The following is a 20467-nucleotide window of genomic DNA, read 5'->3' as shown; positions in this document are numbered from 1 at the left end:
AAAAGCGCTTCCCACAATTAGTTGTGAGAAGCACTTTTCATGTTTATCAGTTCGCTGTTTTTCTACCGCTCAAATACTACATCGGCGAAATAGCCTTTACAGTCGGTAAACCAGCCGGTTACCGAAAAGCCGGTTTGGCGAGCCAATTCCTCAATCTGGGCGCGGGTAAACTTGCGGGAAATTTCGGTATGGATAATTTCTCCGTAGTCAAATGGTACCGCCATATCGAGTGCATTGATCCGAACCGTCTGCGCTTTCTGACTAACCAGGTACGAACGAGCCTCACCACTTTCGGGGTTATAGGTTTCGTAGTGGTCAAAAGCAGCCAGATTGAAGTCGGCATCCAGTTCGGTATTGATGCGCCGGAGCAGGTTCAGGTTGAAAGCGCGGGTCAGGCCCATCCGGTCGTTGTAGGCCGCATGGATAATGGCCGGGTGCTTCTGCAGGTCGAAACCCGTCAGAACCAGGTCACCGGGTTGCAATCGGTCGTGAAGCTGCCGGTAAAAATCAATAGCTTCATCGGGGGTGAAATTGCCGATGTTGGAACCCAGAAACAGCACGATACGCCGGGCGTTGGATTCTTCGGAAAGTTGCTCCAGAGCATTGAAGTAATCATCATGCCGGGCATTCAGCAGCAAGTCAGGCCATTGTTGCTGCACATCAGCCACCAGTTTATCCAGCGCATCGCCCGAGATATCAACGGGAGCGTAGGTAAAATCGGCTTGCTGATCGGCTAAAAAGCCCAGTAGAATTTTTGTTTTCAGGCCGTCACCCGCACCCAGTTCTACCAATTCGAACGAGCGTTTGTCCGGAGTGAATAACCGCAGCAGGTCGGCCTTCTGGGTATCCAGAATTTCGTACTCTGACCGGGTCAGGTAGTAGTCCGGCGTGTGCATTATTTCAGCAAAAATTCGGCTTCCTTCGGCATCATAAAAAAAGCGTGACGATAGCCGCTTGGGGATTTGCTGCAACCCCGTTCGTACTTCATCAACCAGGGCCGCATCGGATTCGTGCTGCTCCATAAAAGGCGTTTCCATTATAGATTCGCCAGGCGTATTCCCGTAAACTGCCATTGCTTGTCAGGTTGAAAAAAATTGCGGTAGGTTGGTCGGGAGTGCCCTTCGGGTGTGGCCACCGAGGCACCGCGCAATACCAATTGTCCGCTCATGAATTTACCATTGTATTCGCCCACGGCACCTTCGGCGGTTACGAAACCGGGATAAGGCAGGTAAGCCGAATTTGTCCACTCCCAGCGGGTTCCCCAGTTGATACCACCCGATTGGGCAGCGGCTTCCCACTCAAATTCGGTGGGGAGCCGCTGCCCTTTCCAGCGGGCATACGCGTCGGCTTCGTATTGGCTAACGTGACTAACCGGCGCATCCGGGTCAACGGGTTGCAAGCCGTCGAAGGTATAATACCACCAGTTACCGTCAATCCTATGCCAGTACAACGGAGCCTGAACACCATTTGCGTTGACCCACGCCCAACCATCGGACAACCAGTATCGGAAATTTTGATAGCCACCGGACTCGATAAACGCGCTATATTCCCCATTGGTGACCAGATTGCCGTTCAGCACTGTGTCGTTGAGGTACACCTTATGCGGATTCAGTTCATTGTCAAAGCAGAATGCGCCGTTCCCCCGTCCGTTGCGTTGGAAACCAATCGTGTAAATACCCGACTCAAGACTAACGGGCGGGGCGTTGGTCAGCGTGGGATACTCAACAAAAGGCATCTCCACGGCCGGAAGCAGGGGATTATGACCCAGAATGTACTTGATGTCCGTAATAAGCAGTTCCTGGTGTTGCTGCTCATGATTTAGCCCAATGTCAATCAGGGCAAGCAGATCATCCGTAAAGGCAGCCGTATCCAGAAAGCGACTCATGTGTTCATCTACATACGCTCGGTACGCATACACACCCGCCACCGTTGGGCGGCTCAAATTACCCCGGTTCGTACGCAGAACCCGCTTGCCAACAGTTTCGTAATAGCTGTTGAAAACGTAGCTAAAATCGTCGTGAAAAACGCGATAGCCGGGGAGGTTCGGAGCCAGCAGAAATGTTTCCCAAAACCAGGTTGTATGCCCCAAATGCCACTTGGGCGGGCTCACATCGGCAATGGGTTGCACAACATAATCTTCGGTTTCGAGTCCCCGGCAGATGGCCTCGGAATGAGCCCGTACACGCAGGTATTGTTCAGTTAGTGTTTGTTCAGCAATCATAATGGTTCACGGTTTATGGTATTCAGTACATGCCGGGCCGGGTAGCAGACTGGAGCGTTCCTGTGGGGCTTTAGGCTATGTTCGTTTCGCGCTACCACTCCAGCGTAAACCGTAAACCAAAAACAGTAAACTCAACCACCTTGTTTTAATATGCGGCCATTTGTTCATCAGCGTAACACCAGAGCCACCGTTCACCCGGCTCGGCGGAGATGACTACCGGGTGATGACTGGCTAAAAAATGCTTCGTAGCGTGCTGGTTGGGGGAAGAATTGCAACAAAGCGTCGTTCCGCACGTCTGGCAGGTACGCAGGTGCACCCAAGTATCGCCCGTTTTTACGCATTCGTCGCAAACGTATTCAGTGGCCGGACGGATATTGGTGATGGCTGATAAGTGGTTGCAGGTGGTTTGTTTAAGCATAGTTTTGGCTATATGATGTATGATATAGGGGGTAAAGGGAGTATCGATTGATGACGTACACCCCAGCCCCTCCCTACTGTGGAGGGGCTGGGTATTTTGACCATCCTACACCTCTTAGTTTTCGGCCAGGTATTTATGGACGAAGCTTACGGCCATGGCTCCTTCGCCTACGGCCGATGCTACCCGATTCATGGCACCCGCCCGAACATCGCCAGCGGCAAAAATACCGGGGCTACAGGTTTCCAGCAGGTAGGGTTCCCGCCCCAGTTTCCAGACGCTTCTGAACTCGGCAAACTTCGCCATATCCCGGCCCGTAGCGATAAAGCCTTTCGGGTCTTTCAGGATATCCATCTCTATCCAGTCGGTGAAGGGTTTCGTCCCAATAAAAATAAACAGTCCGGCGGCTTCCACTGTCCGGTGCTCTTTTGTATCCATATCTTCCAGCACCAGGCACTCCAGCTCATTATTGCCCAGCCCCTCTACCACTTCGGTACAGCCCACCACCGTTATATTGGGTGTTTTGTCAATCTGGTCGATGAGGTATTGCGACATTGTTTCGGACAAGTCCGGCCGCCGGACGCAGATAAACACTTGGGCCGCCGTACGGGACAGGTACATAGCTCCCTGACCAGCCGAGTTCCCCCCGCCCACGATGTACACAGTCTTCCCTTTAAAGGCGACAGCTTCGGTAGTAGCTGCGCCGTAATAAACGCCCGCTCCGGTGTATTTATCGAGGCTTTCGTTTTCCAGTTTGTGGTACGATACCCCGGTGCTCAGCACAATAGCCCGCGCTACAACTTCCGTGTCGTCCGACATTTTTATGTGCTTATACTGCCCCTGCGACTTGATAGAAACGACCTCCTGCGGAGCCAGAAACTCTACGCCAAACCGTTGTGCCTGGGTAATGGCCCGCCGGGTCAGGTCGGACCCGCTCAGGCCATTGGGGAAACCGAGGTAATTTTCGATGCGGGAGCTAGTACCTGCCTGCCCACCGGGGGCTCTTTTATCGACCAGAATCGTTCTCAGCCCTTCTGAACCCCCGTAAACAGCGGCTGCCAGTCCGGCAGGACCAGCGCCAATAATGGCCAGGTCATAAAGCCCCAGAGACGCTTTGGGTTGTAGTCCCAGTTTCTCGCCTACTTCACTCAGGCTGGGCTGAGTCAAAAGCGTTCCATCGTCAAAAACAACGGCGGGTAAATCGCTCTGGCTCTTTCCGTGCAAATCAAGCAGCTCCTGCGCCCGTGGGTTCGTTTCTATATCGAGCCACTGATACGGGAACAGGTTACCCGCCAGAAAATCTTTCAACTCGTGAGACCGGGGGGAAAACTGATAGCCGATCAGCTTTAACCCATCAAAATCGGGCCGGTAGTTCGCCTGCCAATCGGCAAGGAGGTCTTCCAGCACCGGGTACAGTTTTTCTTCGGGTGGGTCCCAGGGCTTGGCGATGTAGTAATCCAGTTGTACCTCATTAATGGCCCGTATGGCCGCGTCGATGTCGGAATAGGCCGTCAGCAAGGCCCGTTTGGCATCGGGGAACAGTTTACGCGCCTTCGACAGGAATTCGACACCCGTCATAACGGGCATCTTCTGGTCCGACAGGAACAGGGCCACAACTTCGCCTTTCTTTTTTAGCTCAGGCAACGAATCGAGGGCTTCCTGGGACGAACTGGTGCAAAGGATACGGTATTTTTTGCGGTACTGCTGCCGTAAATCATGCTGAATAGCCTGCAATACCTGCGGGTCGTCGTCAATGGCAAAAATGATAGGAAGACGCATAACTTTTATAAAGAGCGAAAGATTGAATGAGCGAATGGGTAGATGAGCGAAAGAGTATCAGGCGTTTTTTTTCGCTCTGGCACCCTTTCGCTCATTCACTCATTGAGTGGGCAGGCATACGCTGAACTCGGTGCGACCCGGTTCTGATTTTACTTTTATGGAACCGTTGTGATGCTTTATGATACCCTGCACAATGTCCAGTCCGAGTCCGGTGCCTTTGCCGATTTCCTTTGTCGTAAAAAAAGGCTCGAATATTTTATCGGTGATATCGGCCGAAATGCCAGACCCGTTGTCGATTACTTTGGTCAGCACAAACGCCGACCCGTCGGGCCGTTCATCAAGCTGACTGTCAATGGCGAGGGAGCCTCCGTCGGGCATGGCATCGATGGCATTATCAATCAGGTTTGTCCAGACCTGATTCAATTCACCAGGCCAGCCACAAATGGCGGGCAGGTTGGGCGCTAAGGCTACCGTCACGGTAATATGTTTACTTTTTACTTTGTGATTCAGCAGCGTGAGGGTATTGTTAATACCGTCGGCCAGTTTAACCGTTTCTTTACCCCCACCCCGGTCCATATGCGTGTAGTTTTTGATGGAGTCGGTCAGGATAGAAATACGTTTGGATGCCTCGCTGATGTCGAATACCAGCTTTTCGGTCACCAAATTGTTAACCAGCCAGTTAATTACACCGGCCAGATTCTCATCGCCAATTTTTTCCAGAATCCAGTCCAGGTCATCCACCGTAAAACCGTAGTCAATCAGTGGCCCAACCAGGTCCATGGTATCATCAACGCCATGATCGTCGAGCCAGTCGGCTACTTCATCCTCCAGACTACTCCGTTCCAGAAGTGATAGACGCTGTGCCGGGTCTGCGCCCGACTGCTGGTCTACTTTTTTAAAGAATACGGTATTCACTGAATCGACCTGCTCGTCGGTCAGGCTGAGGTGCATAATGGTCTTGAACGCTTCCGGTGTAGCCCGCATGTGGGTTCTAAGCGTATCGGCCGAGCGCACAACGGCGGCCACCGGGTTGTTCAGTTCGTGCGCCAACCCCGCCGACAACCGACCCAACGACGCTAATTTCTCATTTTGCTGGGTCAGTTTAGTAAAGTCCCGAACCCGCGTAGTCATCTGATGCACCAGGCTTTCGGTCAGTTCATAGCACGTATGAATCAGGTCGGGCAGGTGGGTACGGTGCAGTTGCAGCATCTGCACTGGTGAGCTGGTTATTACCCAGTTTACATTGGTTTTCATGCGCGAAAAAGGCAGCACACCCAGCACCGAATGTGGTTCAAAAGACAGCAACTCATCCCCGGCCCCACCCGTTCCGGCATCAATCCGAATACGACCGTCGAGCAGCACTATCAGGTAATCGGCTGGTGAGCCGGGTTTGTTAATGACGGTCTCTTCGGGCAAGGAGACAACCTCGGCCCGGTCAATAAACCACTGAAGTTGCTCGTCGGGTACCTGGTCAAAGAGGGGAAACTGGTGGAGGGTTTTTAACAGATTCATGCCGGAAGGAATATAAAAATGGGTAAAAACCTGGCTCCTCCATCGAGTGAAAGAGTAGTGTAATGCAGCAAAGTATACTGATTGGAGAGCCTGATGCGTAACGATTTGTAAGCGCGATTAGTTACCAAAAAGACGTTAACTTACTAAAACGTATTTTCTCTGCTATGCGTCATACGCTGCTTCTGTTTAGTTTACTGCTTGTTGCCTTTCGCTCCGACAAACCGGCTTATCAACTCTATACGCCTACGCTTAAAGCGACTACCTACGCAAAACTGCTTCGCCAGGCAGCCGATGCGGATGTCGTTTTGTTTGGAGAACTGCATAATAATCCCATTTGCCACTGGCTCGAACTCCAGCTGACCAAAGATTTACAGTACCAGAAAAAGGGAAATCTGGTACTGGGGGCCGAAATGTTTGAGACGGATACCCAGACAGCCCTAAGCAATTACGTGCAGGGGCAAACAACGGCACAGGAACTGGCTGCGCAGGCCCGGCTCTGGACCAATTACGAGACCGACTATAAACCCATTACGGACTTTGCCCGCGAGCAACGTATTCCGTTCATTGCCACCAACGTGCCACGCCAGTACGCCCGTCTGGTTTCGCGGCAGGGATTATCGGCCCTTGATACGGTTTCGGCAAAGGCCAAAAGCCAGATGGCTCCCCTGCCGCTCACCGTTGACCTGACCTTGCCGGGCTACAAAGCCATGATGGAAATGATGAGCGGGCCGGCACATGGAGCTTCGGGGACAACGAAAAGTGGACATCCGACTGCAAACGCGGATATGACGGCAAATTTTGCCCGTGCCCAAGCCATTAAAGACGCCACGATGGCCTATTTTATTCTACAAAACCTGAAACCGGGCCAAACTTTCCTGCATCTGAACGGCGATTATCACTCCAAAAACTTTGAAGGTATCAGCTGGTATCTGCGCCAGCAGCGGCCCAATCTGAAAATCCTGACCCTTTCCTCCGTCGAAATGCCCGACACCGACAAGCCCGACCGGGAGAACCGGAATCTGGCCGATTTTGTGCTGGCTATTCCCGCCGATATGACCAAGACGTATTGACTAAAAAAACAGATAGCGTATTACTGGCAGATGGCTTTATAGTTACTTTTTTCCCTTCCCCTGTATGCGACAGTTATAACACCAGATAGTCTCAATGACTATTCATTCGTTAACGGGTTAAAGTCGTTTAGATCAACCGTTAAATTAATTGTTTGCCAGGGGCTACCATTCACCTCACGGCAATTGATAAGCACTGCTATATTTACAGTTGATGAAGCATTTAATCATTCTTAGTGGCCTTATCTGCGTAGTTACGCTGGCCGCACTGGTACCACCAACTTACTGGAAACCGCCTGCCGACAGCCAAATTCCGGCCGGAGCACTGGGTAAACAAATCCGGTATGGGCGCGACCTGGTTGCTCACACGGCTAAGTACCTGGGGCCAAATGGTTCGGTGAAGCATTTGTCCAACGGTATGAACTGCCAGAACTGCCACCTTGAAGCGGGTACCAAAGTTCTGGGCAATAATTACTCCGCCGTGTTTTCCACCTATCCCCGTTTTCGCGAACGGTCGGGGGCGGTAGAAACGGTCATTAAACGCATATCCGATTGCTTTGAACGCAGTTTGGGGGGCAAAGCACCCGACAGTGCGAGCCGGGAAATGCAGGCGATGGTAGCGTATATGCGGTGGCTTGGTACAGATGTGGCCAAAGGGCAACGGCCCGAGGGGGTAGGTCTGGTAAAAGTAGCCTACCTGGACCGTGCCGCTGATTCCACCAAAGGCCGACAGATATATGTGGCCAAATGTAAGGTTTGCCACGGCGTAAAAGGCGAAGGAACGAAAGTGGCCGGAGCATCGGAATACGTTTATCCACCCATGTGGGGGCCAAACAGTTATAATGATGGAGCGGGCCTGTACCGCTTATCCAGCTTTGCCGGGTATGTTAAAAACAACATGCCTTTTGGGAGTTCGTACGCTAATCCGCAATTAACCGACGAGGAAGCCTGGGATGTAGGAGCCTTCATTAACTCCATGCCCCGCCCCCACAAAGACCAAAGCCATGACTGGCCTAACGTAGCCAGCAAACCAATTGATTTCCCCACCGGCCCCTATGCCGATGCCTTCCCGGAACAGCAGCATAAGTTTGGCCCGTTTCAGCCCATTGCCGATGCCCGAAAGAAACAGTAACTTCACCTGAAAAATAAAGCAACCATGAAAAAACTAACCTACCTGTTCGCGCTCGTGTTACTGGCTATCGCTCCGGCCATGGCGCAAACCAGTGAGACCGGTGCCTTCCACGGGGCCGAAGCTACCAAGTCGCGCTACCGGGCGGTATACCAGTTGAACACGGCCGACACATCCGTTATCAGTCACGCCCTGGCCAACATCCAGAACGCCCTGAACGACCCACGCCTGAAAGGAAAACTGGACATGGAGCTGGTCGTGTATGGTGGGGCAAACATACTGTACCGCAAAGACAAGCCTCAGTATGAACAACAACTTCAAAATCTGCAAAAGCAGGGTGTTATTCTAGCCATGTGCGAAAACACTATGCGGATGCGGAAAATCAAACGGGAGGAGTTATTCCCCTTCATCAGCTACGTCCCCACCGCCAACGGCGAACTTATTATCCGTCAGGAAGACGGCTGGGCTGTTATCCGCCCGTAGGTTCTACAAATCATAAAAACAGCCCGTTGCCATAAGCTGGTAACGGGCTGTTTTGGTTAAAGCCCGTATAAACTCGTATTTTGGCATACGATAAACACACTCTTTCATGTTACGCTCACTCGAAATACGCAACTACCGCAATCTTCGCCACCTGACCATCGAAAAATTAGGTCGGGTGAACTTGCTGGTCGGGAAAAACAATACGGGAAAAACATCGGTACTGGAAGCATTAGCTATACACGCTGAACAAGGAAATGAACTTCCCACGATTCGAAAGCTACTTCGAAAGAGAGGTGAATTTTACCCTGATTTTGAGAAGCAAAATAGCTCTGTAGAGTCAAACTTAACCACCTTAAAATCTCTTTTCACTGATAGGAATACGAACTTTTTTATAAGCGATGAACAGGAAGATAAGCGAATTTACATAGGGGAATTAGCTGGCCAGGATGCTTATGAAATTTTGCGAATAGCTTTGGTAAACAGCTATGCAGTGAGTCGGTCAGGCGAAAATGGTAACGAATATAATGAATACGTCATTGCTACATCTTCGGAGCAAGTCGAAAAGCGGGAGTCCCGTGTAGAGATACTATTGACAAGACATGGGGGGATTTATCAGCACAGAATTTCGCTGACTGATGAACTGCTTTTTTCCGAGCATTACTTTGCAAAAGATAATTCTTCCGTTTTCCTTCAGTTTGTTGATGCTAAGAATCAGACTCTTGAAACAATACCAGAACTCTGGAATAAAGTAGCCTTAACGGAATCGGAAGATGATGTTTTAAAGGCGTTACAGATTATAGAGCCAAGTATAAAAAGATTTAGTTTAGTGGGTGATGGCCGCCCAATCGTCAGAACGGGTGACGGTCAAAGACAGGCACTTTCAAGTATGGGTGATGGGGTAGGCCGTGTATTCTCTATCATCTTGGCCGCTGTTAACTGTGAAAGCAGTGGTTACCTGCTCATTGACGAATTTGAAAACGGATTACACTATTCCGTGCAGGAAAAGCTCTGGGAGATCATCTTTTACCTCGCCGAAAAGCTAAACATTCAGGTGTTTGCTACTACCCATAGCCTCGATTGCATTGAAGCGTTCTCCGCCGTACTGAATAATGGAAAACAGGATTTAGAATTCGGGACCATGATACGACTTGAGAATTACGAAGGCAATATCGAAGCAACGGTTTACGATGCCAACGAAATTCAATCCACCACCCGCGTTCACGTCGATCCCCGATGAGTGAGAATATTAGTAGAAGGAAATTTTCGTTCAAGCTACTAGTTGAAGGAAAAGACGATTTGTATGTAACGGCGACGATCCGCGACGCCCATCAATTACCGGATAATTTCGAGATTGTTGATTGCGAAGGAATTGACAAAATGCCTGACCAAATTGTCGCCCGGATTAAACTTCAGCGTCCAAAGATTAACACAATTGGTATTGTACTGGATGCAGATAAAGATTTAAAAGCTCGTTGGGATAGTATCCGCGATACGCTCCGTAAAGAGAATTATGAGGTTCCAGAATTACCGGAAAAAGATGGGACCGTTATCGCCGGAATTGACCGCAATCCAACTGTAGGAATCTGGCTCATGCCCGATAACCTACAATTGGGAATGCTTGAAGATTTTGTCCAGTACCTTATTCCAGAAAGTGACTTACTTCGTCCGTACGTTGGTGAGGTACTCAGAAAAATAGAAGGACTGAATATTGATAGCCTTTACAATCCTCAGTCCCACCGGGCGAAGGCATTTATTCATACCTGGTTAGCTTGGCAGAAAGACCCCGGCACGCCAATGGGCCTGGCTTTGACTAAAACCTATCTCGACCATAACGCCGAGCTCTGTCTCCGTTTTGTCAGCTGGCTGAACCGACTTTTTAATCCTTACTAAGCCATGCTCGATTTTCGTCTGCACGTTTTTTATACCGTTGCCAAGCGGCTTAGCTTTACCAAGGCGGCCGCGGAACTATACGTAACCCAGCCCGCCGTGACCAAACACATTCAGGAACTGGAACATCAATTTGGGACGGCGCTGTTCGATAGACGGGGTAACCAGATTAGCTTGACTACGGCCGGAAACGTGTTCCTGCGCCATGCCGAAACCATCATGGCTACCTACCGCCAACTGGAGTTCGACATGAACGCGCTGAAGGGTGAGCCGGGGGGGACGCTTCGGGTAGGAGCCAGTACCACCGTCGCGCAATACGTCATTCCACCCGTACTGGCTCGCTTTCACGAACAATCGGCTGACGTTTCTATCTCGCTGCTGAGCGGCAATACCGAGCGGATTGAGCAGTGGTTACTGAACGATGAGATTGACCTGGGTCTGGTCGAAGGAAGGACGCACCACAGCGACATTCGGTACACACCCTTCGTGAAAGACGAACTTGTTCTCATCTGCCGCGCCGACCATCCCCTGGCCGACCGGGATGAAATTACGTTGGATGAATTACGGGCCATCCCTATCGTATTGCGCGAACGGGGTTCCGGGTCGCTGGAAGTGGTGGAACATGCACTGCGGGGCGCTGGCCTGCGGCTCACCGACCTAACCATTGAGATGCAGTTGGGTAGTACCGAAAGCATGAAGTCATACCTCGGTAGTTCTCGATGTATGGCTTTCGTGTCGGTTTTCGCGGTGCAGCACGAGTTGCAGGCGGGTTCGCTAAAAATTCTGGATGTGCAGGGACTTACTATCCAGCGCGACTTCTATTCGATTCAGATGCAGGGTGTTAGCGAGGGGCTTGCCGATACCTTCATGCGGTTTACCCGGCAGCACTACCGGAAAGGTTAAATCAGGAATGAGGGCTAACCAACCGGTTTTCGTACTTTTGGTAGCAGAAACTCAGTTATCATGCAAACAAAACGCACCCCGTCGCTCGTCGCGGTATTAACCCTGCTTACCCTATCACTTCAGGCACAAACCCGGCTTCCCCGCCCGGCCGCTACATCAGCAAGAGAAACGGCAGCGTCGTCCAAATTGCCAGAATTCAACCTGTCTGCCGCTGAAGTAGAAGCGCACACGCGATTTCTGGCCTCCGACGAGTTGCAGGGACGTCGCACGGGTGAGCCGGGCAATGCAGTAGCGGCCCGGTACATTGCCGAGCAGTTTCGGTTACTGGGGCTGAAGCCAGTCAGCGAGGGTAACTTTTTGCAGCGTATCAACCTGGAAAAAGTAAGAGCCGCCAGCTCGGCCATGATGGTAGTGGGAACTGACACCCTGCGTCTGGGTAAAGAAGTAGTGGTTATGGCGGGTGATGCAGCCAATTTATCGGGTGAGGTACTGTATGTTGGCTACGGCCTGACGGATGGCGAGGATGGGTACAAAGGGCGGGATGTGAAAGGACGGATTCTGGTAGCGCAGGGCGGGTCGCCGGAAGCAAAGGGGCCGGGTGAAATCTTCCGGGCCTCGAATGAAAAACGTAAACTGGCGGCTGAAAAAGGAGCCGCTGCCCTGATTGAACTCTACAGCGAATCTATCCCCTGGGGCTTTGTCAATCAATATTTTAACCGCGAACAGCTAGCGATACCCGTTACGACCGAAGGGGCCGGTTCCTTAGCCCACGTATGGGTAAACAACGCCAATAATAAATATAAGCAACTGAAAGAAGCCGGGCAAACCGTTACCCTACAGTCGTCGGGGCGGCTACGCACATCCACGCCTTCAGCCAATGTGGCGGGTATCATTGAAGGCACCGACCCAAAACTGAAGGATGAATACGTAATTCTATCAGCCCATTTCGACCATATCGGCGTGGGTAAACAGGCCAATACACCCTATCAGCCAGCGGATAGCATCTTCAATGGAGCACGGGATAATGCCATGGGTACGGTAGCCATCCTGGAAGCCGCCAAAGCATTGTCGCTGCAAAAGCCAAAGCGGTCTATTCTGGTGCTGGCCCTGACGGGTGAAGAAGTAGGGTTGCTGGGAAGCCGGTATTATGCCGAACATCCGCTGGTGCCGCTGAAACAAACCATTTTCGACCTGAATATCGACGGAGCAGGGTACAACGACACCACCATCGTCTCGGTGATTGGTCTGGAGCGAACAGGAGCAAAAACAGAAATCGAAACCGCTGCCCGTGCGTTTGGATTGACTGTATTTGCCGAACCCGCCCCCGAACAGGGCTTGTTCGACCGTTCCGACAATGTCAGTTTTGCGGCCAAAGGCGTTCCGGCACCCACGTTTTCGCCGGGATTCAAAACGTTTGATGCCGCCATCGGTAAGTACTACCACCAGGCCATCGACAACCCCGAATCGCTGGACTACGCTTATTTCACCCGCTTTTGTCAGGCTTATGCTAACGCGGCCCGTCTGATTGCCAACCGGTCTACGCGGCCCCAATGGTCAGCGGATGATAAGTATGCCCCAGCCGCAAAGGCATTGTACGGCCAGTAGTAGAGGTTTGCAAAAACGTGCTTCTAGATGAAACACTAACGCATCCGGTCAACCCGGATGAAAGCCGTCCGACAAAATGGAAAACTAAACGACCTGCCTCATCGTTTATCTACTAATAACGACACCCGAACATGCTATTCAAATATCTGTTTATCATCACGCTGATTATTCTGTTTGTGCCACCCGTGCGCCGATTCGTCTTTTATTTGCTGGTTGGCCGAAAGTTGGTGAAGCAACAGGAACAACAGGAAAATAAGCGCAGCAAGACCCGCGAAGGTGAGATCCGCGTTGACAAACGACCCGGCACGAATGATACGTCGCCCTACAAAGGCGGTGAGTATGTCGATTATGAAGAGGTTAAGTAAGAAACCTATTCAGTCACGTTTTCGAACAACCGGAAACTGAGAAATTCGCAATGTGGTGCAGCCGTAAGGGATCAACGTAATTTCTTCTTCCTCATTGGCCGTTTCCAGCCCGTACGTAACGCTGTATGGAATAGGACCGGTCATTTCGTTATACAGTTGCCAGGAGGGGATGCGCTTTGCCTTGAGCCGGATTTCCAACGGCGCATTAGCCAAATTCCACGGGTAGGCAGCCATTGGCCCTTTCTCCACAACGTTCACGTTTTGCTCGATAGGGCTTTTCTCCTGTTCAACTAACCCGTAATTCCAGGGAGTGGAAGAACGAACTTCTTCGTACGAACTGCCGTAGTCTACTGGGTCTTTTTCATTTTGCACCCGTTTCCGTTCTTCATCCATTTTCAGCGCGTAGGTCAATGGCCCCCGCTCTACCGATACGGAGTTTTCATACCACTGGCTTTTGGCAACGTGCATCGGCAGTGTCAACTCCACAACATCCCCCGATTTCCAGACCTGGTCAATAATAACAGTCTGGTTTCCCTGTAATTCTTTATAAACCTGTCCATTCACCGAAACCGTTGCTTTAGTACACCATTCCGGGATCCGTAGATGAAACGGGAATTTGACTGACTTCACGTTTTTATCGGTCGCTATCGTGAATTTAATGGCTTCACTAAATGGGTAATTCGTTTCTTCCGTCACACTCACCTGCTTACCGTCGGCTACGTACGCTTTCACCGTGCTGGGCGAATAAACCAGGGCTGCCAATCCCCTGTCGGCGGTGGCATACCACAGGTTTTGCGTGAACTTAGGCCAGCCCTGATGCATATTGGCGGTGCAACACGGATAGCCTGTCAGCAGGCCGATGCAACCATCAGTACCACTATGATTGACGTCGAAATTGCGGGTGTGCCGTGTCAGCATCACCTGATTGGCCTGCTGGAAATACTGCCTGCCCATAAAATCATCGCTGACCTGCGTGGGCAGGGCATTGAAGGCAATTTTCTCTAATTGATCGGCATAGGCAACACGACCGGTAATGCTGAGAACGCTCTCCAGACTGAACATCATTTCAACAGCACTACACAGTTCCGACCCCTGCGTTGGGTTGTTGCCATGTAAAGCCTCGTCGCCCCCGTACAGGCCATGCGCCATGCCGTTGTACCGGCGAAGGTCGACCAACCCCTTGTCGACAGCGTCTGCGTATTTTTGTTCAGGATATTGCTGGTAATAAATCAGGGGCTCTTTCATGCCCTGCGCCAGGTTAACGCAGTGGATACTCCCCTTCTGACTCAGCATGTTCGTGTTCAGAAAACCATTCGTATAGTCGAACGTTTGCTTGTGGATCAGGTCGGCCAGGTCGAGCAGGAACTTGTCGCCGGTTTGGTTGTAGAGCCAGTACACAACCATCAGGTTATCACCACCCCGGTAGCGCGCCCAGAAGGTCCAGTGGTCGAGTGGGTGTTTAGGCAGTTCCTGCAACTGATACCTGAAGTAGTTGGTCATCAGGTTGATAACCCGCTGATCGTTGGTGGCAGAGTAATACTGTTTGAGCACTTTGAGCACGACCATTTTGGGCCACCAGTCCTCACAGTTATCCCGCTGCACCCCCTTTTCGTAGGCGTAATCGGTGGCCGGACCAAAATAACCATCGGGGCGCTGGCTATTAATAGCCCACTCCACCCAGGGTTTGGTTTTGGCAATCAACTCGTTATCATCCAGAATGTAGGCGAGGGGAAGCAGGCCATCAATCCAGTAAGGGCCTCGTTCCCACTGGTCGCCATCACCACCGAGCCAGCCATTGCGTTTACCCATCACTAGTGGGTAAAGCTCGTCGAGGTGGCCGGACGAACCGGTCTTTTGCCGAACCAGCATTTCTCTCAGCCAGCCCTGTGGCTTGATCGCTCCCAGGGGTAGTTCGATGTACGGATTGGGCCGGAGCGGGTGTCGGTTATTGACGTAGCCGGTTGGCGAAACAGGTTTCTGACTATTGCCGGATTGAGCCTGTGCAGTAAGGCTCAAACAAACCAGGGATAGTAAAAGTAAGCGCATGATAAATGGTAAGGGTTAGTGCTGATTGTCCGATTGCACGGTCGTTTCCTCTTCCTGGCTATATTTTACCGCTACGCCCTTCATCACATACCCATTATCCGTAGTGGACGTGTAGTAAGTATAGCGAACGAACACCAGCGCATCGGCACCCATGCGCTTGGCCTGTAGCGTGAGCCGGGCCAGCAATAACTCTTTCTGCTGCATATCATTACCCCGGCTGAGCATCCGTTTATTACCGGACTGACGTTCATTCAGCGGTAATTCGCCTTTTATTTCCAGGTCCTGCAACGGCGCAAAGGGGCGGTCGGGACGCTGGTTGTCGTAGAACACGTCGACAGGATAATTAGGCTTGTTCTGCAAATACACAATGGGCTTGAAACAGCCTGTTACGACCAGAACTACCAGCAACAGCACGTAAAGTTTTTTCATGGTTTTGGCGTCGTTTCAGCTAAGATTTCTGCCACTGCGCGTGGGTAGTGGGTATGTTCGAGTGCCTGTACCTTCAGGGCTACATCGGTAGGCGTATCCGTTGGTAAAACGGGGCAATGAGCCTGAAAAATAATCTGTCCCTCGTCGTAGTGCTCGTTCACGTAGTGAATGGTAATACCTGACTTGGTTTCCTGAGCCGCCACCACCGCTTCGTGGACAAAGTGACCGTACATGCCTTTCCCCCCAAACTTAGGCAGTAAAGCCGGGTGAATATTAACGATTTGATTCGGGAAAGCCCGTACCAGTTCAGCCGGCATCAGCCACATAAAACCGGCTAGTACAAGTAAATCAATTTTCTGATTAATAAGAAACTGTGTAACCCGGTTCGTATCGTAGAAGGTAGCCCGGTCGAACAGCAGTACCGGAATATGCAGTCGCCGGGCCCGCTCGATGACACCCGCTTTGGGGTTATTGGACAAAATCAGGGAAATCTCTACCGACGCGTTATCAGCAAAATAAGTGGCAATTTTTTCGGCATTCGAGCCGGAACCGGAGGCAAAAAGAGCGATGCGTTTCAATATAAGTTGTACGTAGTAGAGGTAGGTAAGTCGTCAGTAGGTGGCGCATTCATACTGCCTGCGTCAGGTTCTGGTTGACTGACCGACTGATTGACTGCCTAACTAACTGCCCGACTTATTCAACCAAAATTACAACTTTTGCCTATTTTTGTGGCTAATCGTTTCTAACAGATGCTGGAAACCAGGCACCTTACTTTTGAATATACCCCTGCCAAACAGTTTACATTTCCGGATGTACACTGTGCCAATCGGGAAGCCCTGCTTATTCTGGGGCAGTCGGGCCGGGGCAAAACTACGTTCCTGCATTTACTAGCCTTACTGCTCAAACCCAAAAGTGGCTCGGTTATCATTGACCAGACGGACCTGACCCGGCTCAGCGTTGCCGATACCGCTGCCTTCCGTGCCCGACATCTGGGCATTGTGTACCAGAAGCCTCACTTTGTGAGTGCGTTGTCGGTAATGGATAATCTGCTGCTGGCCAACTACCTGGCCAACAAACCGCAGGACAAGAGCCGCGCCCGTGCGCTGGCTGTGCAATTGGGATTCAGTGAGCAGCTGGCAAAGAAAACGCATCAGCTTAGCCAGGGTGAACAACAGCGGGTTAGCATTGCCCGCTCGGTCATGAACCAACCGGACGTTATCCTGGCCGATGAACCAACGTCCAGCCTCGACGATGACAATACTGCTCGGGTAGTAACGCTCCTGCGCGACCAGTCGGAGCAAATTGGGGCCAGCCTTATTGTAGTTACCCACGACCAGCGATTGAAAGATGCCTTTCAAAACCGAGTGAATCTATAGCACTTCACCTGACAAACAACTCAATAGCCTCACCCAATGTGTAAGACCTTATTACTTTTCCTGTTGCTGCCAATGCTGTCGACGGCTCAGAACCGCGACAGCGGACTGCGCAGGAATAAGAAAAAAGATTACCTCGTTTCGTTAAATACGGGATTTGGAACCATGCATCTGGTACTATATGACCAAACCCCGAAGCACAAGGAAAACTTCATCAAACTCGTTGACCAGAAATTTTACGACAGCTTGTTATTTCACCGGGTTATTCCGCTGTTTATGATTCAGGGAGGAGACCCAAACTCGCGAAAAAAAGATGACGGTGAACCACTCGGCAACGGGGATGTCGGCTACAAGATTCCGGCGGAGTTTGTGCCGACACTCTTTCACAAAAAAGGGGCATTAGCTGCGGCCCGCGATGGCAATCCGGAGAAAGCATCGAGCGGTTGTCAGTTCTACATTGTAGAAGGGCGGGTTTGGGATGAAGCAGGTTTCCGGAAGCAGGTCGAACGGATTAAAACCCTGAATGGGCATATACCTACCGAAGAGCAAAAACGGGTCTACGAAACCATTGGCGGATCTCCTCATCTGGATGGCAATTACACCGTTTTTGGCGAGGTAATCGATGGGTTGGCTCTTGTTGACAGTATAGCCAAACAACCCCGAAACGAACTGGACAGACCAAAACGCAATGTTTCCATGACCATGACGGGCGAGTGGATAAAGAAAAGGAAAATCACAAAAAAGTACGGGTACAAATTCATGTAGAGACGCGATACCTCACGTCTCTACACAAACAGTATGAAAAAAATTCTTATCACGGGTGCCAACGGATTGTTGGGCCAGAAGCTGGTCCATTTGCTGACGCAGCAACCCAACGTTGAACTGATTGCCACCGCGCGGGGCAATAACCGGTTACCGTTTTCGGAAGGTTATACCTACCGCTCTATGGACATTACCGACCGGCAACAGGTGCTGGATGTAATCAATGAAACGCATCCGGACGTAGTTATCCACGGAGCCGCAATGACTGATGTGGATAAGTGCGAAACGCAGAAAGATGACTGCTGGTCGCAGAATGTTCATGCTGTCGAATACATCGTGGAAGCCTGCAAGGCTACAGATGCGTTTCTAGTCCACGTATCAACGGATTTTATATTCGACGGTGCCGAGGGTCCGTACGACGAAACCGCCGAAGCTAACCCCATCAGTTTTTACGGCTGGAGCAAGCAGGCCGGAGAATCGGTGGTGCGGCACTCGCCTGTTCGGTGGGCCATTGCCCGCACGGTACTAGTGTATGGTATTGCGCACGACATGAGCCGCAGCAACATTATTTTGTGGGTTAAAAAATCATTGGAGGACGGTAAAAACATTAAGGTCGTGACCGACCAGTGGCGCAGTCCCACGCTGGCCGAAGACCTGGCTATGGGTTGCTACCTCATTGCCGACCAGGAAGCGGAGGGGATATTTAATATTTCGGGGAAAGAAGTGATAACGCCCTACGAAATGGCCATCCGAACCGCCGACTATTTTAGTCTCGATAAAGCATTGATTGCCCAGGCCGATGCTTCCACTTTTACGCAGGTAGCCCGTCGCCCCCCGCGCACGGGTTTTGTGCTGGACAAAGCTCGGACCGTGTTAGGCTATGATCCTCACTCGTTTGAAGAGGGAATTGCCGTACTGGCAAGCCAACTCAACAAATAAGGCACATGAGTGAGGTAAAAATATACGGTGTACGCGAGCAACTGTTACCCATCCGGAACCAGCTTTCGGAGGTGATTCATTCCTGCGTGGTAGAAGCCTTACAATTCCCGATGGACAAACGGGCGCACCGTTTTTTTTACCTCGACAACGACGATTTCTTCCGACCAGACACGGCATCGGAGCGGTACATCATTCTGGAGTTTATAATGCTGGAAGGCCGCACAGTAGAAACGAAGAAAAAGTTAATCCATCTGCTCTACCAGCGTCTTGGTGAGCAGGTGGGCCTAGCCGTTACAGACGTTGAAATCTGTATTCTGGAAAGTCCTGTCCACAATTGGGGTTTCCGGGGTATGACCGGCGATGAGATAAAGCTGAATTACAGGATTAGCCTATAAGTACGGGTAGAGGAGTTAACGCACAGCCTGGCTGTAACGCAACACATCGCTACGATTATAGGTAGCGATGTGTTGCGTTATGCTATACCGAGTGTGCTGGGCCAGACCGAATTGAACGGGGAATTACTGGATAATCAATTGGGACGACCAAATCGACTATAACGATTTCAGCTAGTTTCACCAATCCGCATAAACGGATTGAGATCGATGTGGAGCCGGAGGAATACGAGCGTTTTTTGCTGAAAGTAGCACATGCAGTTTCCCGGTAAAGTTCAACACATACAATAAATAATTAAGACCTTACTTGTTGTGCTATTCCCAGAATAACACAACAAGTAAGGTCTCACTATGGGATTCAGTGCAGAATCGGAAGAAACAAAAAAAAGAGTATGTCCGCACCCTTAAGATTACATAAACACCGCTTAATACATTCGCCGTTACTCTTTTAATGTAGGTACATCTAATTAGTATCCAGATGCGTATACTCTCTATCTTAATACGTTTTCTTACCTACCACTTACAAGTAATATGCGTCTTTCTACTAAGTACACTTCCTTAACCGACGAAGAAGTAATCCAGCAAATCTTACCAACTCAACCCAACCAATGCTTTGAATCGCTTTACAGCCGCTATGTGAGTAAAGTTTATCAGCGCTGCTTATCGATGACCCATGACTCGGAAAAAGCCCACGATTTCACCCATGACATTTTCCTGAAAGTATTCGATAAGCTGCCCACTTTTCAGCAACGGTCGAGTTTTTCAACCTGGCTTTATTCGATTTCCTATAATTATTGTTCAGATCAACTTCGGATAGCAAAGCGGCTTCCACTTATGTCCATTGACCAGACGGTCAATCTGGAGATTGCTGACTCTCAGGAAGCTCAGATACAGGAAGAAACGCGCCAATTGGTGAGCCGGGCCATGACAGCACTCTCGGTCCAGGAACAGACCTTATTGAGCTTAAAGTATGAACAGGGAATGAGTATTGAGAAAATTGCTGATTTGTATGCCATCAAAGCTAGTGCCGTTAAAATGCGCCTGAAGCGAAGCCGGGGAAAACTGCAAGGGCTATATAATCGATCATTGGTTTTATGAGCGACAGTTAGGTTAGCCCGGGTAGCCTATTCTCAAAAAAATGGGTACTACCAAACTAGCGT

General features: G+C 50.6%; 21 protein-coding genes. 13 read left to right on the top strand and 8 right to left on the bottom strand.

The features are described from left to right. Nucleotides 1–62: 62 nt before the first annotated feature. The 5 genes from egtD to B156_RS0103810 form a co-directional block, all read right to left on the bottom strand. The gene (egtD, locus tag B156_RS0103825; RefSeq protein WP_018618316.1) at nt 63–1037 is read right to left on the bottom strand and encodes an L-histidine N(alpha)-methyltransferase; all 975 of its coding nucleotides are present in this window, start codon (nt 1035–1037) and stop codon (nt 63–65) included. Beyond that, a complete protein-coding gene (gene egtB / locus B156_RS0103820; RefSeq protein ID WP_018618315.1) occupies nt 1037–2221 on the bottom strand; it encodes an ergothioneine biosynthesis protein EgtB in 1185 nt (394 codons plus the stop codon). Before egtB ends, egtD begins: the two co-directional genes overlap by 1 nt. A 145-nt stretch (nt 2222–2366) precedes the next feature. Next, the gene (locus tag B156_RS30710) at nt 2367–2639 is read right to left on the bottom strand and encodes a UBP-type zinc finger domain-containing protein (protein ID WP_084757654.1); all 273 of its coding nucleotides are present in this window, start codon (nt 2637–2639) and stop codon (nt 2367–2369) included. 114 nt (nt 2640–2753) lie between these two features. Further along, nucleotides 2754–4415, bottom strand: coding sequence for an FAD-dependent oxidoreductase (locus B156_RS0103815; RefSeq protein ID WP_018618314.1), 1662 nt, complete (start codon nt 4413–4415; stop codon nt 2754–2756). 99 nt (nt 4416–4514) lie between these two features. Continuing rightward, nucleotides 4515–5927 (bottom strand): ATP-binding protein, encoded by a 1413-nt coding sequence (locus B156_RS0103810; RefSeq protein WP_018618313.1) that lies wholly within the window; start codon nt 5925–5927, stop codon nt 4515–4517. Nucleotides 5928–6091: 164 nt separating this feature from the next. Between B156_RS0103810 and B156_RS0103805 the strand changes: the two genes are divergently transcribed. The 8 genes from B156_RS0103805 (at nt 6092) to B156_RS0103770 (ending at nt 13366) form a co-directional block, all read left to right on the top strand. Next, nucleotides 6092–6997 carry a ChaN family lipoprotein gene (locus B156_RS0103805; protein ID WP_018618312.1) on the top strand — a complete coding sequence of 302 codons (906 nt, stop codon included), beginning with the start codon at nt 6092–6094 and terminating at the stop codon, nt 6995–6997. A 211-nt stretch (nt 6998–7208) separates the two neighbouring features. Continuing rightward, nucleotides 7209–8126, top strand: coding sequence for a c-type cytochrome (locus B156_RS0103800; RefSeq protein ID WP_018618311.1), 918 nt, complete (start codon nt 7209–7211; stop codon nt 8124–8126). A 24-nt stretch (nt 8127–8150) separates the two neighbouring features. Continuing rightward, nucleotides 8151–8606, top strand: coding sequence for a DsrE family protein (locus B156_RS0103795; protein WP_018618309.1), 456 nt, complete (start codon nt 8151–8153; stop codon nt 8604–8606). 106 nt (nt 8607–8712) lie between these two features. Continuing rightward, nucleotides 8713–9843, top strand: coding sequence for an AAA family ATPase (locus tag B156_RS0103790; RefSeq protein WP_018618307.1), 1131 nt, complete (start codon nt 8713–8715; stop codon nt 9841–9843). Next, entirely contained in the window at nt 9840–10496 is a 657-nt protein-coding gene (locus tag B156_RS0103785; protein WP_018618306.1) for a DUF3226 domain-containing protein, read from the top strand. Before B156_RS0103790 ends, B156_RS0103785 begins: the two co-directional genes overlap by 4 nt. 3 nt (nt 10497–10499) lie before the next feature. Then, nucleotides 10500–11396, top strand: a complete 897-nt coding sequence (locus tag B156_RS0103780; protein ID WP_018618304.1) for a LysR family transcriptional regulator — start codon at nt 10500–10502, stop codon at nt 11394–11396. Nucleotides 11397–11456: 60 nt separating this feature from the next. After that, on the top strand, nt 11457–13001 hold the full coding sequence (locus tag B156_RS0103775) for a M20/M25/M40 family metallo-hydrolase (RefSeq protein ID WP_018618302.1): 1545 nt from the start codon (nt 11457–11459) through the stop codon (nt 12999–13001). A 131-nt stretch (nt 13002–13132) separates the two neighbouring features. Continuing rightward, nucleotides 13133–13366: a hypothetical protein gene (locus B156_RS0103770; protein ID WP_018618301.1), complete on the top strand. Its 234-nt coding sequence runs from the start codon at nt 13133–13135 to the stop codon at nt 13364–13366. 9 nt (nt 13367–13375) lie between these two features. On the opposite strand, the gene B156_RS0103765 is transcribed toward B156_RS0103770, so the two are convergent. The 3 genes from B156_RS0103765 to purN are packed head-to-tail and all read right to left on the bottom strand — an operon-like array spanning nt 13376 to nt 16419. Further along, nucleotides 13376–15412, bottom strand: coding sequence for a beta-L-arabinofuranosidase domain-containing protein (locus B156_RS0103765; RefSeq protein WP_018618300.1), 2037 nt, complete (start codon nt 15410–15412; stop codon nt 13376–13378). Between the two features lie 15 nt (nt 15413–15427). After that, nucleotides 15428–15841, bottom strand: a complete 414-nt coding sequence (locus tag B156_RS0103760; RefSeq protein ID WP_018618299.1) for a YbjQ family protein — start codon at nt 15839–15841, stop codon at nt 15428–15430. Then, entirely contained in the window at nt 15838–16419 is a 582-nt protein-coding gene (gene purN, locus B156_RS0103755) for a phosphoribosylglycinamide formyltransferase (RefSeq protein WP_018618298.1), read from the bottom strand. The genes B156_RS0103760 and purN overlap by 4 nt, the downstream gene beginning before the upstream one ends. A gap of 171 nt (nt 16420–16590) precedes the next feature. On the opposite strand from purN, the gene B156_RS0103750 reads away from it, so the two are divergent. The 5 genes from B156_RS0103750 (at nt 16591) to B156_RS0103730 (ending at nt 20405) form a co-directional block, all read left to right on the top strand. Further along, nucleotides 16591–17217, top strand: coding sequence for an ABC transporter ATP-binding protein (locus B156_RS0103750; protein ID WP_018618297.1), 627 nt, complete (start codon nt 16591–16593; stop codon nt 17215–17217). A 36-nt stretch (nt 17218–17253) separates the two neighbouring features. Continuing rightward, complete coding sequence (locus B156_RS0103745) at nt 17254–17979, top strand: peptidylprolyl isomerase (protein ID WP_018618296.1); 726 nt, start codon at nt 17254–17256, stop codon at nt 17977–17979. A gap of 33 nt (nt 17980–18012) precedes the next feature. After that, the gene (locus B156_RS0103740) at nt 18013–18915 is read left to right on the top strand and encodes an SDR family oxidoreductase (protein WP_018618295.1); all 903 of its coding nucleotides are present in this window, start codon (nt 18013–18015) and stop codon (nt 18913–18915) included. A gap of 5 nt (nt 18916–18920) precedes the next feature. Then, nucleotides 18921–19310, top strand: a complete 390-nt coding sequence (locus B156_RS0103735) for a tautomerase family protein (RefSeq protein ID WP_018618294.1) — start codon at nt 18921–18923, stop codon at nt 19308–19310. A 528-nt stretch (nt 19311–19838) separates the two neighbouring features. Beyond that, nucleotides 19839–20405 carry an RNA polymerase sigma factor gene (locus B156_RS0103730; protein WP_084757652.1) on the top strand — a complete coding sequence of 189 codons (567 nt, stop codon included), beginning with the start codon at nt 19839–19841 and terminating at the stop codon, nt 20403–20405. The last annotated feature ends 62 nt before the right edge of the window (nt 20406–20467 follow it).

Origin of the sequence: Spirosoma luteum DSM 19990, from assembly GCF_000374065.1 — a bacterium.
GTDB classification, from domain to species: domain Bacteria; phylum Bacteroidota; class Bacteroidia; order Cytophagales; family Spirosomataceae; genus Spirosoma; species Spirosoma luteum.
Note: the sequence above shows the minus strand (reverse complement) of the source record. Positions and strands in the feature narration are given on the sequence as shown.